Consider the following 15,371-nt stretch of genomic DNA (forward strand, 5'->3'; position numbering starts at 1 on the left):
AAATAAATATGCAAAAATAATTGCAGGGGGTAAGAAATTGTTTAAAGATTTTAAAGTTGTAAAAGATCGTCCCGTTTATATTCAATTAAAGGATTATTTAAAAAAGATGATTATGAAAGGGCATTTGCTCGGTGATCAAAAAATCCCATCAACAAGGGAACTGAGTGAATTATTATCAGTGAGCAGAAATACAGTACTCTCTGCTTATGCGGATTTAGAACAAGAAGGACTCATTTATGCAGTTAAAGGAAAAGGAAATTTCGTTGCGAAGGTGGATATATCTAACACCTCGTCTGTTGAAATAGATTGGAAAAATAAACTTAATACTGTTACCATATTAGCGGATGAATTAGACTTAATGAAACATGGAGTTCGCTGGGAAAAAGGAATGATTGTTTTTAATAGTATAGCCCCGGACGAAAAGCTATTTGATGTTGAAAATTTCAAAAGAGCTTTTCTTACTCGTATGTCCATTGAAGGGGATATCGTATTGAACTACGGATATGCAAAAGGTTATCGACCGTTAATGAATTATCTACTTCATTACATGGAAATGAAAGGTGTAGATATTTCGAACAAAGATATTTTAATTACAAATGGATTTACAGAAGGGTTAGATATTGTACTATCTTCTTTATCGAAAAAATCAGGGCGTGTTATTTGTGAGAATCCAACTCACCATGCTGCATTGAAACTTTTTCGCTTACATGGACTTGAAGTTCATGGGATAGATATGAATGATGATGGTATTGATACGACTGAAGTAGAAAAAAGTTTACGTGAAAAGGATTTTGATTTTGCGTATTTAATTCCTTCTTATCATAATCCAACTGGTATTGTTACGAGTTCGGAGAAAAGAACGGAATTGATGAGGTTATTTTCGAAATATAAGGTTCCTATTATAGAGGATGGATTTAATGAAGAATTACGTTATTCAGGTTCACATTTATCGCCATTATTAACTTTTGCTGGTGCTGGTAATAATGTGATTTATATTAGTAGCTTTTCGAAGGTACTTTTCCCTGGTTTACGTGTAGGGTGGATTATTGCCGATAAAGAACTGATTCATTATTTAGAAAGTGTTAAAAGAGCAAGAACCATTCACACATCTACGTTAGATCAAGCTGTTCTGTTTCAATATTTACATGAAGGATATTTTGAAAAATATTTAAAAAAGGCAAGATCTGTTTACAAGAAAAAATATGAGTTAGCTGTTGGGGCTTGCAATCAGTACATTCCGTTTAAAAGGATGACTGGAGATGGCGGACTTCATTTGTTTATAGAGTTGGAAGAAAAAATTCATGCTCGCACACTTTTACAAAAGTGTTATGAGAAAGGCGTAACGTTTTCTCCTGGAGATGTTTTTTATTCTGATGGAGGGGGAGCGAATACATTCCGCTTAGGTTTTTCACGTTTGAAGGAAAAAGAAATAGTTAGTGGGATTCAAATAATTGGTGAAACTTTAAAAAATGAAACTTGGAGTTGAGAAAATGAGAATTGGCGTTATTATGGGAGGAGTATCCTCTGAAAAACAAGTATCAATTATGACTGGGAATGAAATGATTGCACATTTAGATAAAAATAAGTATGAAATCGTTCCAATTATGTTAAATGAAAAAATAGATTTAATTGAAAAAGCGAAAGACATTGATTTTGCATTGCTAGCATTACACGGAAAATACGGAGAAGATGGTACGGTTCAAGGGACGCTTGAGAGTTTAGGTATTCCATATAGCGGAAGTAATATGTTATCTAGCGGTATATGTATGGATAAAAATATTTCGAAAAAGATTTTGCGTTATGAAGGAGTAGAAACACCAGATTGGATTGAACTTACAAAAATGGAGGATCTAAAGATTGATGATTTAGATAAGTTAGGATTTCCGTTAGTGGTAAAACCAAACTCTGGTGGCTCGAGTGTTGGCGTAAAGATCGTCAATGATAAAAATGAATTGATCTCAATGCTGGAAACGGTATTCGAATGGGATTCTGAAGTAGTAATTGAGAAGTATATAAAAGGTGACGAGATTACATGTTCAATTTTTGATGGTAAACAGTTACCTATCGTTTCCATTCGACATGCAGCTGAGTTTTTCGACTACAATGCAAAATACGATGATGTTAGTACAATTGAAGAAGTTATTGAACTTCCAGCTGAAATACAGGAACGTGTAAATAAAGCGTCACTGGCTTGTTATAAAGCATTAAAATGTAGTGTTTATGCAAGGGTTGATATGATGGTGAAGGACGGAATTCCATATGTAATGGAGGTTAATACATTACCAGGGATGACCCAATCAAGTTTACTGCCAAAAAGTGCAGATGCCGCGGGGATTAATTATAGTAAACTATTAGATATGATAATTGAAACTTCATTAAGAGTGAGGAAAGAAGAAGGTTTTTAAGATAATTATACAATTAAAACTTTTGATAGTTCCACGAAGTATGCTATGATAATTACAATACGACAACTAAATATTTATCCACTAGGGGGGCCTTTTGTAGGCTGAGATCAAACATATTTTTGAGACTCTTAGTACCTGATCTGGTTAATACCAGCGTAGGGAAGTGGGAAGACGATTATATTTAAAGAATACATTAATATTGTCTATTTCACTTTCTTTACGCCTGTAAAGAAAGTTTTTTTTGTTTTACTGATTTAATAACTGTGGATAAATACGTATATTTTATACATTATTGGAGGAATTTAAATGACTTTTTCACAAACATTACGTAAAGAAGTAGATTCTATTTGGGAGGCAAGTTTTCATCATCCTTTTGTAAAAAAACTTGGCGAAGGAACGTTAGATTTAGCTAGTTTCCGTTATTACGTACTTCAAGATTCATATTACTTAAGTCATTTTGCTAGAGTACAAACGTTAGGTGCTGCAAAGGCTCTTGAATTAGAAACGACGGCCCGTATGGCGCATCATGCACAAAATACGTATGAAGCTGAGTTATCATTACATGAGAATTTCGCAAAGAAATTAGGGATTACGAAAGAAGAAAAAGATAATTTTATTCCTGCGCCAACTGCATATGCATATACATCTCATATGTATCGTGCAGCTTATGAAGGGCATTTAGGAGATATTATTGCAGCTATTTTACCTTGTTATTGGTTATATTATGAAATCGGTGAACGATTAAAAGAATGTCAACCAGAAGAGCCAATTTATCAAGAATGGATTTCTGCATATGGATCTGATTGGTTCCGTACTCTAGTAGAAGAGCAAATCACACGATTAGATACTATTGCTGAAAAAGTAACAGAGGCAGACCGTAATCGTATGAGACAACATTTTATTTTTAGTAGTCAATATGAATATTCATTTTGGGAAATGGCATATACATTAGAAAAATGGCCGGTGAATGAAGAAATTAAAGGTGTTATTTAATAAAGAGTATATAAAAGGTATCGCTATATAAAGAGGTGATACCTTTTATTATATTTAGTTTCTGTAATTTTTTTGTAAATCATAGATAAAAAATATAAAAATAAATTATAATGATTTAGTGATGTACATAGTGACATAAGGAGGTATTTATATGTTAATAGGAACTTTTTATTAATTTGGTTTTAATAATGTATCATTTATATAATTAAATGTATTGTAGCTATTTCCTTTAATGTGCTTGGTTTAAATTTGATTCGTTTATGCTTAAAAAAATTGGTATCTTTTCTAGTATTATTCATGATCAATATAAATTAAGAGAGGAAGTATTAATAATATGGAAAAATTACGGTTATTAACATTTAAAAATATAATAGAACCCCTCTATAATGAGAAAGTATCGTATATTTACTTTCCTATTGAATGGCTTGAAATTGTAGAGATACATTATAGAACATTTTTATTAACGAGCAAATTAAAACTTGTAAATGAAAGATTGTATGATATGTTTTCTGATATATTATTCATTCAGCATAATCCATATACATTAAAGGAAGATACACCTTGGATTGTGGCTAAGGAACCAATGAGACAAGAACAGTTAGACTATATTTTCCAAAGTTGGTATGAGGTTATTCGTGATTGGAAACCGAATAAATTAATAGATCCACCACATTTAGAATGGCAGTATGATTTAATTAGTAATTTACCAGTATTACATGATAAAAAAACGTTTTCTAAATGGGTACCAGCTCTAATTACTCATATCTTTTGCGAACAGCCTTTACGTATGGAAAATAAAAATGAGGAAGAAATATATTTTTCACCACTGCGATCACAACATATTTCTGAAGCGATGTCTGAGCCAATTAAAGATGAAGAAACACATGATTATTTCGCTTATGTATATCGGTTTGAATACATAACTCGTGGAGGTGAGAATATTCCGCTATTAAAAGTATCCGTAGGGATTAGGCGGTTTTATCAACAATATAATCATAAAGATATTCCTATACTTTTAGGGCGAAAGCGGAGCCAAATACTGATTTCAACTCCTGAATTTGAATTAAATAAGAAACAGCAAAGGTTTATAAAGTTAAAAGTGCAACAAGCTGAAAAAGGAATAAAATGGATTAAACGTTTTAGAAATTTAAAAGATGATTATAGGATAGGAGGAGAAGTTAAATTAGAGCACATTCTCCAATGTCCGAAAGAGTATATTAGAGGAACTAATGTAAGAGTACTTCTTCCATATAACGAAAATATATATAAAGTTCAAGGAACAAAAATAAAATTTGGTATAAAACTAAGAGAAAAAGAGGAACTTTTTAATGAATTCCAACGAATATTCCCATACTTCACATTACTTCCAGAGTGTGAAAAAGTATTAACTAATAATGAGAATGAGTTATTACCTTTATTTGCCCCAAAGGGATTAGACACAATTACGTTAGAAGTATGGTCAGATGATATAGTAATAGAGATAGAACAAGCGTTATTAGATAGCAAAATAGTTTTAGCTCAAAATGAAGATTCCTACTATGTATTAAATGCAGACAATCCAGTACTTTTAAAAATAGTAAGATATAACATTGAAAAAGTGTTACAAAATCCATATAGAATGCAATATAGCCATAAAAACAAAAAGAAACTAGTAGACGATGTCGTAAAAGCTGTACATGCTACGGCAGGTGAGCAAAATGAAATGAAATTAGCATTAATTGCAATGAAAAATTGTGATGGTCGCGAAAAAATTAATCCAAAGCAAATCATTCGGGAAGGATTCGCTCGAACGCAACGTATTTCAGCATTCATTAATTTATTTATTGGACAAAGTATATCTAAAAAAGAAATTATTAATGCCATTCTTAGTTTATTAGAACAAAAGGGGTTTTTAAAGCGTAGTTGGAATAAGATAAAATTACCGGGTATAATTGTAAATTTATCAATTGAGAAAATGTCTAAATATGATTTCTTACCTATTTTTTCAAAAATAAATGGGAGAGAAATATTATATAAATTATGTGGTCAAGAAGAATGGGGCACAATTGATCATACTTTGTTAAATATAGGTAATCATAAAGTGTTTTTACCACAACCATCAAAAAGGAATGATATAGGAGTCCGTTTTAAACAATTTATGTTAGAAACATTAGTTGAAATTTCACAAGATGCACATAAACAAAATAAAAAAGTTTATTTTATTGTAGATGCAAATATGAGGAAATATTGGATAGAAGAATTGCAAAATGAAAGTGTTAATATTGGGGTTTCACCTGAAATAATCTCAAATTTTAAAGAGGATATAAATATAATTAGAATTAATACTAACTCAGATGTACCGAACTATATTGTTAGAGACCAAGAATATGTTATGGATGAAACGAGATTATTTGTAGATCAAATGGGAATTTACTATAGCACGGCTGCATACGAATTAAATAGTAATGAGATAGTACAGCGGTACATACTCGAAGTTATCCCGTTTGGTGTAAAATTTGAAGAAAGAGAAGAAATCGCCAAAATGATACATTACATGTGCTGTAAATCAACCTTACTCCCGGAACAAAATATTCATAATACGCATGTAATGCATATGGTTAAATTAATTAAAAATTATACTACCGATATTGATTCAAGGGAGTTTAAAGAATTCAATGACGAATTAGATGAAGATGTAATAATTTTAGAAAAAAAAGATGCATTAATATTAATATAAATAATAGTATACAAATCCTGCTAGTAATAATGAGCAGGATTTGTCATTTTTCATTGTAAATATAGATATGATTTGTCATGTATATTTTCGGTTTCATATTTACTTTATTTACTTTCGGGATTAAGATGTTTTTTAGAAATACAAAAACTGAATTACATGGAAAATTAATTTTAAAACTTAATAGAAATTTGAAAGGAATGGGGAATTGTGAAGAAATTAGATGTATTATTAATGCTACTGAGCGGCCTCTTTCCAATTGCAGGAATGTTAAAGCAAATCCCTCTTGAACAATCTTTATATATTGGAGGACTTTTATTTTTTACTAGTTTCGGTAGTTACTTTGCGAAAAAGATATATTCACGTATATGTAGCTGGATAGCATATGCACCATTTATAACACTACTGTTAGTTATTTGGAATCAGGATATTTCAACAAGTGCTATAATAGCAAATGCCAAAATTGCCGCCTGTATCGCTTTAATACCTTGTATATTCCGCTTTCGTACATACGGGCTTACTTTAGGTTTATTCTCATTATGGGCCGCTTTATTATGGGATATAAAAGAAGTACAGTCGTTAGTCATACTTGAGCGTATGATGAATTTAATGACAAGCCATTATTTATATATTCTCCTTTTAGTTGGAGGACTTATATTAGGTGGATTACTTGCGATGTTATTACACCGTAAAGAGAAAGAGGCTAATAAAGAAAATACTAATTTATTTAAACAAAAAAAGAAGCGTAAAGGGCTATCCTTTAAGGTTCGCCTTCCAAGATTACCGAAACTTAAAATGAAATTATTTAAGTTTAGTGGAAAAGCATCTAAACATAAAACACCAGAAAGAGTCCAAGAACGTAATTACGAAGAACCAGTTGCGAAATATGAAATGACAGAGCAAATAGATCAATGCAATGAAGGCACTGTTCAAGGGCAAACAAGGATGGAACGCCGCAGAAGTAGGTATAATGCATAATGAAATTTAGTAACCCCTTAATGATTAATCATTAAGGGTTTTTTTTATGTAATTAAATTTAGGTTGCTAATGAAGGATTCATAGCATATTTTAAAGGTGGGGACCTCAATAAAATAATGGGAGGGTCAAAATGCTTATTATATATATATCTGCTTGTATATTATTCTTAGTTAGCTTTTTACATGTCTATTGGGCTTTCGGAGGTAAGTGGGCGACAAATAGTGTCATTCCAACTAAAGCTGGAGAAAAGGCGTTTACACCAGGTGCAGGAATGACATTGTTCATTGCGTTATTATTAAGTATGGCAGCAATGATTTTATTACAACAAGCAAATATTGTTCATTTCGCAGTTCCAAATGTTTTTGTTCAAATAGGATCCTGGGTTTGTATGGTTGTTTTTTTCATAAGAGTAATTGGTGAGTTTCATTATTTTGGTATCTTTAAACGAAAAAAAGATACGCAGTTTGCTAAAATGGATACTGTTTTATATGTACCACTTTGTGCATTTTTATCTTTATCCTTCTTATTAGCAATAATAACGTGAATATATAAAAGATAATTATGTGGTAAATTCAATATAAATAAATATACATATATCAAATAAGCGGTTTCTGATTACACAGAAACCGCTTATTTTGTATGATTGCATTTTATTGCAAGTGACACATTATAGCGTATGCACAGCTTTAGAAGTATTAGTCAATTAAATAATAACTTCATGTATATCTTGAGGTATGTATTTGTGAAGATAATTTCTTTTTCAATCATATAATACATTAGGAGGAGGGAGTATCTTGACCGAAATAACAATTAGTTTATGCATGATTGTAAAAGATGAAGAGCAAGTTATCGCAAGGTGTCTAGATTCAGTAAAACACATAGTTGATGAAATAGTTATTGTAGATACTGGATCTACAGATAGAACTAAAGATATTGTTCGAAAGTATACAACTAACATTTATGATTATAAATGGAATGATAATTTTGCGGCGGCCAGAAATTTTTCATTTTCTAAAGCGAACAAAGATTATGTTTTATGGTTGGATGCTGATGATGTTTTATTTGAAAAGGATCAGCAGAAATTTTTAAATTTAAAACAAGAAATGGATAATGATATTGACGCGGTATTAATGTTTTATCATTTGAATACTGGATTAAGTATGGAGCCAATGTATATTACAACACGTTATAGGCTTGTTAATCGCTCAAGAAATTTTCAATGGATTAACAAAGTACACGAATTTATACAAGTTGAAGGAAATGTGTTGCACACGGATATAACTATTACTCATTGTAAAGAAAAACCAAGAATTGATCAGAATTTTAAAATTCTCCAATCCATAATTGAGACAGAAGAAGTTACGCTTACAGATTGGTTCAATTATGCGAATGAATTTATGTTTCAGCAAAAGTATGATCAGGCAATTCAATTTTATAAAAAAGTATTAGATAGTAAAGAAAAATGGGGAGAAGTAAATATTTATGTGTGCGGAAACTTAGCGTATTGTTATATGCAACTTCAAAAGTGGGATGAAGCATTAGAAACTTTTACAAGGGCTTTTCAATACGGGAATCCAAGAGGGGAAATTTGTGTTGGGATAGGGCATGTCATGATGGAACAAGAAAAATATAAAGAAGCAATTCGTTGGTATTTAGCAGCCACGAAAATTACATATCCTAACGAGGCGATACTTTATAACCCCGCAAGTTACAATTGGGTTCCGTATTTCCATATAAGCTTGTGCTACAGTCATTTAGGAAACTATGAAAAGGCGTTGCATTATAATGAATTAGCAGCAAATTATATACCTAATCATCCAGCGGTAATATATAACCAGGAATATTTTAATACTTTATTACAAAGTAAAGAGAAGGGTTAATTAAGCAAATAAAGTCAAGTTGTTTTTATTAATGATTTCATTTTCTATAGTGATATACACTTAATTATGAGGATGATTGCTTCTGTTTGGTAAGTAACTAAATAAATTATTACAACTATGTAAGGTTAATGTAATGAAAATCGATAGTAAATTAAGATGTTTGAGTGTATTGTTAATAGGATTTAAAAGTACTTTTTATCTATAAGGGGAAATAATATTTAATATGGATCGAGCACAAGTAGGTCATTTGTTCCATTATCGCAATCTTCTATTTGTCTTGCTGATTGTGTTTGTTCAACAGGAGTTGTATTAGGGTTACTAGGAACAGTGACATTTGGAGGATTAATGTTATCTGTATGTTCTCTTACATAAAGAAAAAAGGACACCCACTTAAGGTGTTCTTTTTTTAGTTACTTAGGAGAGCTTTTGAGATAGGAGGGACATGGATTCAAATCTATAGTTAGTCATTTTTATTGTGTTGTGTAACTCGAAAAGGTAAGTATCATTAAGCTGTGAATATCAAGAAATCTAGCGTTTGACTTAGTTACACAAAAAATAAGATATGAGTAACTGGAAGACATCTAATATATAATATTTTTCAAAAGGCGATTGAAAAATATTTTGTACATCGAATAACTAGTTGTGGTTCTCTATTGATTTTTTAAAATTGTCTAAGCAGTTACTTCACAACGGTTTCGTTTCAATTATAGTTTTCTTTAACCGTTGATTTTAAACTTATCTTTAACGTTAATAAATATTAAGGTTAATATAATAGCAATAATTAAATTAGATAAATAGAAATTTTGGTGAAACAGTAGTTCAAAGATGACATCGAATGTATACAATAAAGCGACGGCAGGTAATATACAAATAAATATAAGTCTCCAATTTTTTAAATAATGTTTATAATTAGTAAGTACTTTCTCCATTAATATTGCTCCTGTATTTTTTATTTTCTATATAATTATACATTTAAATAAAAAGATTTACAAATTATTTAGCAACTAATGTGATTTTGGGAGATAGATAAGGAAGAAGCGAAAAATATTATAGATCTATAGTTTGAGAGGAATATAGAGAAAGCTTTTGTTAAAAACTTAGATGGTTGCAGCAATTTGGGTAATAAACGATTTGATTTTAAAAAGACTTTTAATCATCTGGGCTGAAATGATACACTATAATCTACGCTATTTTAGAAATGAATAGAGGGATTTATATGATAGATAAAATTAAAAATGTTGTTGAGGATATGTATGAAGATGAAGCAAAACATTTACTTCAAAGTATTCTAATACAGTTAGATGTATTAGACGGAAATTATAGCGAAGATATGATAAAAAATTTAACGAGTATCCCTAAGCAATTGACGAGTCATACAACTCAGGAAAAGAATTTAGAAGAAAGTACACACATTCATATTGCCTTTGATGATTCAACAGCTGGATGTTTAAAATATATGTTGAAACAAGAAGGATTACACGAGGAGAGTGTTGTCTCATACTCTGAATTCTTTTCAATTGGCCCCATACATCAATTACATACGAATGAAGGTCAATTAGCAAGGTCACAGTGGTTATTAAATAACTTAACTTCTTATGATTGTTATTTTGAAGAAGAGTATTTACCAAGATTTAAGGAGACTTTAGAAGAGCTACATTCAATTCCGAATGAAACACCGATTACCATTTGGAAGGCGGATAATGCCCATGAGCATGTAGGGCTTTGTTTTGCAATTGCGCAATTAAAAGATAAGAAAAATATTCGTGTTATAAATACTTCTGAAGCGAGTAGAGAAATATTAAAACAAGATTATGATATTCGTGGAACTGGAGAATTATCTCCTGAAAGTTTAGCTCTTTTCCAAAAAAGTTTTGTGGAATTTCCGTATTTAACTGAAGAGAAGCGAATGAAGTTTGCACATGAGTGGGATAGATTATCGCAAAGCATGGAGTTTTTAAGAATTTGGAAAGACGATGAAGTGCATTCTGTACAAGAAGGTTATTTTGATCAATTCATTATTAAGTGTGCGAAAAATGTAGGAGCAGATAAAGAATTTCATAAAGCTCCGAGAGTAATAGGTGAAGCGCTTGGTCTTGTGGATCAATTGGTTGGGGATACGTTTTTGGAATATCGTTTGAAAGAATTAATTAAGCAAGAAGTATTTGAATATGAAGGTTCATTAGATCAAATGCGTTTTTATAGTGTGAAGTTAATAAAATAAAAAATATATCTTGTTTATAAAAAATCTCGTATTTAAAAAATACGAGATTTATTTTTTAAATGAATTTAGGCTATACATAAGCTTCCTATGAATGACGTATCACATATGAATGTTAAAAGAAACAAATGAAAAGAAGGTGATGGGTTATTATGTATAACCAACAAAACTATCCATATGATCAAGAGATGTATTATAATCCACAAAACTACGGTTATGAATCTACAAATGAAGTGAGAGATATTGAACAAGAAGACTACAGACCAGATGATGCGGAAGATGCTCCAACGTCACCACCACCGTCACAAGCTCCGTCGTTACCGTCCACATTTGCTTCTCCAGCACAAGCAGGTAATATGAAATCATGGATGTGTAACTGTCTAGGAAGATGGGGCTATTTACGTTTACATCGTCCTGGTCCTTTCGGAAGAGATTTATGGTTCTTTCCAACTGAGGTAAGAAGAAACGGGGTTTCAGGTTATACTTGGCAAGGTGGTCGCCGTCGTAAAGTAAGTTACCGATATCAACAAATTAGTAACTTTATGTGCTTCGCATAAAGAAAAGTGAGAGAGTAGAATACCTTTACTCTCTCACTTTTTTATTTTTCAATATACGAAGTAAGATTTTAAATGAAAATTTACAATTTTCACGTTTTTATTAGAGTATAATGCATATGTTGGTTGATTTTCAAAAACAAGTGAGAGTGAGGGAATGCAATGTCAATGAAAAACAAAGTGGGCCTAAGAATAGAGGATGGCATTAATTTAGCTTCAGCTCAGTTTAAAGAAGATGCGTATGAAATTTATAAAGAATCGAGAAAAGTGCAGCCTATATTATTTGTAAATCAAATTGAAATCGGTAAAGAATGGCTCATTACAAGATATGAAGATGCTCTGCCGCTTTTAAAAGATAATCGCTTAAAAAAAGATCAGGCAAATGTGTTTCCTCAAGATACAAAGAACATGTATCTTTCCGTTGACAATAGTGATCATTTAACAACGCACATGTTAAATTCGGACCCACCTAACCACAGTCGTTTACGATCTTTAGTTCAAAAAGCTTTTACACCGAAGATGATTTCACAATTAGACGGAAGAATTCAGAGAATAGCGGATGATTTAATAAGTGAAATAGAGCGAAAAGGTACATTAAATCTTGTGGATGATTATTCATTCCCATTACCGATTATTGTAATAAGTGAGATGCTTGGAATTCCAAAAGAGGATCAAGCGAAATTTAGAATTTGGTCTCATGCTGTCATTGCATCGCCAGAAACACCTGAAGAAATAAAAGAAACCGAAAAACAACTATCTGAGTTTATTGCATATCTCCAATATATAGTTGATGTAAAACGAAAAAATCCAAAAGAAGATTTGGTTAGTGCGTTAATACTTGCAGAAAATGAAGGGCATAAACTTAGTGCTCGAGAGCTATATTCAATGATCATGTTATTAATTGTAGCCGGACACGAGACGACAGTGAATTTAATAACAAATACGGTATTAGCACTTCTTGAAAATCCGAAGCAATTACAGTTATTAAAAGATAATCCGAAATTAATTGATTCAGCTATTGAGGAAGGATTGCGTTATTATTCTCCAGTTGAGGTGACAACTGCAAGATGGGCGGCTGAGCCGTTTCAAATTCATGACCAAACAATCCAAAAAGGAGATATGGTTATTATCGCATTAGCTTCAGCAAACCGTGATGAAACAATATTTGAAAACCCAGAAGTATTTGATATTATGCGTGAGAATAACCGTCACATTGCTTTTGGACATGGTAGCCATTTCTGTTTAGGAGCTCCACTTGCTAGGTTAGAAGCAAAGATTGCTATTACTGCTCTGTTTAAAAGAATGCCTGAACTACAAATAAAAGGCGATCGTGAAGATATTAAATGGCAAGGAAATTATTTAATGCGTTCTTTAGAGGAATTGCCTTTGACTTTCTAGAATAGTTAAAATGAGACATGCATACATTGAAAATGTTTTACATAGAGTATGTATGTGTTATTTAAATTCGAAACGGAAGGGTGAAAACATCCCAATGATCAACTAATTCTATTTTTAAGAGATCTTCGTTAAAAAACGAAATATTCTTCTGAATAGGATTAGTATGTACATTTATAGAAAAGGGATGTGTTTCGCACTGCGAAAAATATAGTCTTTTCATATGATTTGTGCTGCCTCCTGTTCAGAACATGAAATAGGAGGCTTTTTTATGTCGACGACTATAGAATCGAAACAAAATCATGGGGTATCACAAGTATTGAAAAACCGATTTGTACAGGGAATTCTTGCATCAGCATTATTTTTACAAATAGGAATATGGGTTCGAAACTTTGCGGTATTATTGTATGTTATGGAAATGACGAAAGGTGATGCTTTCGCTATATCAATGATTTCAGTTGCTGAATTCGCCCCAATTTTTATTTTCTCATTCATTGGTGGAACTTTTGCTGATAGGTGGAAGCCGAAGAGGACAATGATATGGTGTGAAACGTTAAGTTCTATTTCAGTATTCGCTGTATTACTTACACTTATGTTTGGAACGTGGAAAATTGTGTTTTTTGTGACGCTAATCTCTGCAATCCTTTCGCAGTTTTCTCAACCATCTGGAATGAAGTTGTTTAAACAACATTTATCGACGGAACAAATTCAATTAGCAATGTCTATATATCAAACGATTTTTGCGATATTTATGGTGTTAGGACCAATTCTCGGAACATTTATTTTTCATAGTTTTGGAATTTATATTTCAATTATCATAACAGGTATCGCGTTTTTACTTGCTGCAGGTGTATTGTTATTTCTTCCGAAAGATCTTGAAAACGAAGCAGCAAAGAAAGATATTACTTTGTTACAGGAAATGAAGGATGGTATTAAGTACGTCAAAAAGAAAAAAGTATTAACCTTACTTGGTCTATGTTTTATGGCAGCAGGACTAGGTATAGGCTTAATTCAGCCACTAGGTATATTTATTGTGACTGAGCAGTTAGGGTTATCAAAAGAGAGTTTACAATGGTTACTAACAGTAAATGGCGCAGGGATGATTGTTGGTGGAGCTTTAGCGATGGTATTTGCGAAAAACGTTGCGCCGCAAAAAATGTTAATCGTAGGTATGCTAGGCCAGGCTATTGGAATTGGTATAATTGGTTACTCCACAAATTTATGGGTGACACTTACGGCGCAACTTTTTAGTGGGTTAGCTCTACCGTGTATTCAAATAGGTATTAATACACTTATTATACAAAATAGTGATACGGATTTTATTGGTAGAGTAAATGGCATTTTAAGTCCACTGTTCACCGGTTCAATGGTAGTAACGATGAGTATTGCTGGTTCATTAAAGGAGATGTTTTCGTTAAGTATGATGTACGAGGGGACGGCTCTACTATTTATTATTGGATTATTGTTTATTTTACCTATATACAATTTAAAGCCAGTAATAGCAGTAGAAAGTGAAATGAACGGTAAAGGAAGTGCTGTGCAACATGAATCCTAATCCAAATGTTAAATACCCAATTGAAGGAAATCAAAACGTTCATTTTATAAAAAATACAATAACGAAATCTAATATACTCGTTGGTGACTATTCTTATTATGATGCGAAACATGGGGAAACATTAGAAGATCGAGTATTATATCATTATGAATTTATCGGAGATCGTCTCTTCATTGGGAAGTTTTGCTGTATTGCATCTGGAGTTACCTTTATTATGAACGGAGCAAATCATCGAATGGATGGATTTTCGGCGTATCCTTTTAATATTTTTGGCAATGGGTGGGAGAAGTTCACACCAGATTTGTCTGAATTACCGTATAAAGGAGATATAGTTGTAGGAAATGACGTTTGGATCGGTATGGATACAACGATTATGCCCGGAATTAAAATAGGAGATGGTGCAATCATTGCAGCGAAATCTGTTGTGACTAAAGACGTCGCACCATATACAATTGTTGGTGGAAACCCTGCAAATAAAATAAAAGAGAGATTCTCAAATGAAATAATAGAAGAATTATTACAAATTCAATGGTGGTATTTTGACATTGAAAAAATAACTGAAAATATCGATGCTATTGTACGAGGGAATATAGAATCATTAAGAAAGCTAAAAAGGTAATAAAAAATAGATGACAAAGAGTATCATACCTCCGAATTTTGTTAATGATAATAGAACAAGG

Annotated in this window: 13 protein-coding genes, 1 pseudogene and 1 riboswitch; of the genes and pseudogenes, 13 read left to right on the forward strand and 1 reads right to left on the reverse strand. The window is 31.8% G+C overall.

What is annotated here, in order from left to right:
* The first annotated feature begins 37 nt into the window (after positions 1–37).
* The 8 genes and pseudogenes from pdxR to QCI75_RS13645 form a co-directional block, all read left to right on the forward strand.
* A complete protein-coding gene (gene pdxR / locus QCI75_RS13610) occupies positions 38–1,486 on the forward strand; it encodes a MocR-like pyridoxine biosynthesis transcription factor PdxR (protein WP_353760666.1) in 1,449 nt (482 codons plus the stop codon).
* Positions 1,487–1,490: 4 nt separating this feature from the next.
* Positions 1,491–2,405 carry a D-alanine--D-alanine ligase gene (gene ddlB / locus QCI75_RS13615; protein ID WP_353761531.1) on the forward strand — a complete coding sequence of 305 codons (915 nt, stop codon included), beginning with the start codon at positions 1,491–1,493 and terminating at the stop codon, positions 2,403–2,405.
* 73 nt (positions 2,406–2,478) lie between these two features.
* Positions 2,479–2,584: riboswitch (TPP riboswitch) on the forward strand.
* 127 nt (positions 2,585–2,711) lie between these two features.
* The gene (gene tenA, locus QCI75_RS13620; RefSeq protein WP_353760667.1) at positions 2,712–3,398 is read left to right on the forward strand and encodes a thiaminase II; all 687 of its coding nucleotides are present in this window, start codon (positions 2,712–2,714) and stop codon (positions 3,396–3,398) included.
* 334 nt (positions 3,399–3,732) lie between these two features.
* On the forward strand, positions 3,733–6,114 hold the full coding sequence (locus QCI75_RS13625) for a pPIWI_RE module domain-containing protein (protein WP_353760668.1): 2,382 nt from the start codon (positions 3,733–3,735) through the stop codon (positions 6,112–6,114).
* Positions 6,115–6,321: 207 nt separating this feature from the next.
* Complete coding sequence (locus QCI75_RS13630) at positions 6,322–7,089, forward strand: DUF3959 family protein (protein WP_353760669.1); 768 nt, start codon at positions 6,322–6,324, stop codon at positions 7,087–7,089.
* Positions 7,090–7,219: 130 nt separating this feature from the next.
* Complete coding sequence (locus QCI75_RS13635) at positions 7,220–7,633, forward strand: DUF3995 domain-containing protein (protein WP_144507306.1); 414 nt, start codon at positions 7,220–7,222, stop codon at positions 7,631–7,633.
* Between the two features lie 277 nt (positions 7,634–7,910).
* Positions 7,911–8,969: a glycosyltransferase gene (locus tag QCI75_RS13640; RefSeq protein WP_144507315.1), complete on the forward strand. Its 1,059-nt coding sequence runs from the start codon at positions 7,911–7,913 to the stop codon at positions 8,967–8,969.
* 222 nt (positions 8,970–9,191) lie between these two features.
* Positions 9,192–9,341, forward strand: a pseudogene (locus QCI75_RS13645) (homoserine dehydrogenase); the annotation flags it as partial.
* A gap of 344 nt (positions 9,342–9,685) precedes the next feature.
* On the opposite strand, the gene QCI75_RS13650 reads toward QCI75_RS13645, so the two are convergent.
* Positions 9,686–9,898, reverse strand: a complete 213-nt coding sequence (locus tag QCI75_RS13650; protein WP_353760670.1) for a hypothetical protein — start codon at positions 9,896–9,898, stop codon at positions 9,686–9,688.
* Between the two features lie 287 nt (positions 9,899–10,185).
* On the opposite strand from QCI75_RS13650, the gene QCI75_RS13655 reads away from it, so the two are divergent.
* From QCI75_RS13655 to QCI75_RS13675, 5 genes are all read left to right on the forward strand, one after another.
* Entirely contained in the window at positions 10,186–11,190 is a 1,005-nt protein-coding gene (locus tag QCI75_RS13655; RefSeq protein ID WP_144507304.1) for a DUF1835 domain-containing protein, read from the forward strand.
* 149 nt (positions 11,191–11,339) lie between these two features.
* Entirely contained in the window at positions 11,340–11,744 is a 405-nt protein-coding gene (locus QCI75_RS13660; RefSeq protein WP_060751207.1) for a hypothetical protein, read from the forward strand.
* A gap of 159 nt (positions 11,745–11,903) precedes the next feature.
* A complete protein-coding gene (locus tag QCI75_RS13665) occupies positions 11,904–13,139 on the forward strand; it encodes a cytochrome P450 family protein (RefSeq protein ID WP_353760671.1) in 1,236 nt (411 codons plus the stop codon).
* A 268-nt stretch (positions 13,140–13,407) separates the two neighbouring features.
* On the forward strand, positions 13,408–14,691 hold the full coding sequence (locus tag QCI75_RS13670) for an MFS transporter (protein WP_353760672.1): 1,284 nt from the start codon (positions 13,408–13,410) through the stop codon (positions 14,689–14,691).
* The gene (locus QCI75_RS13675) at positions 14,681–15,310 is read left to right on the forward strand and encodes a Vat family streptogramin A O-acetyltransferase (protein WP_144508591.1); all 630 of its coding nucleotides are present in this window, start codon (positions 14,681–14,683) and stop codon (positions 15,308–15,310) included. Before QCI75_RS13670 ends, QCI75_RS13675 begins: the two co-directional genes overlap by 11 nt.
* The last annotated feature ends 61 nt before the right edge of the window (positions 15,311–15,371 follow it).

It is taken from the genome of Bacillus cereus group sp. RP43, assembly GCF_040459645.1.
GTDB lineage: Bacteria > Bacillota > Bacilli > Bacillales > Bacillaceae_G > Bacillus_A > Bacillus_A mycoides_C.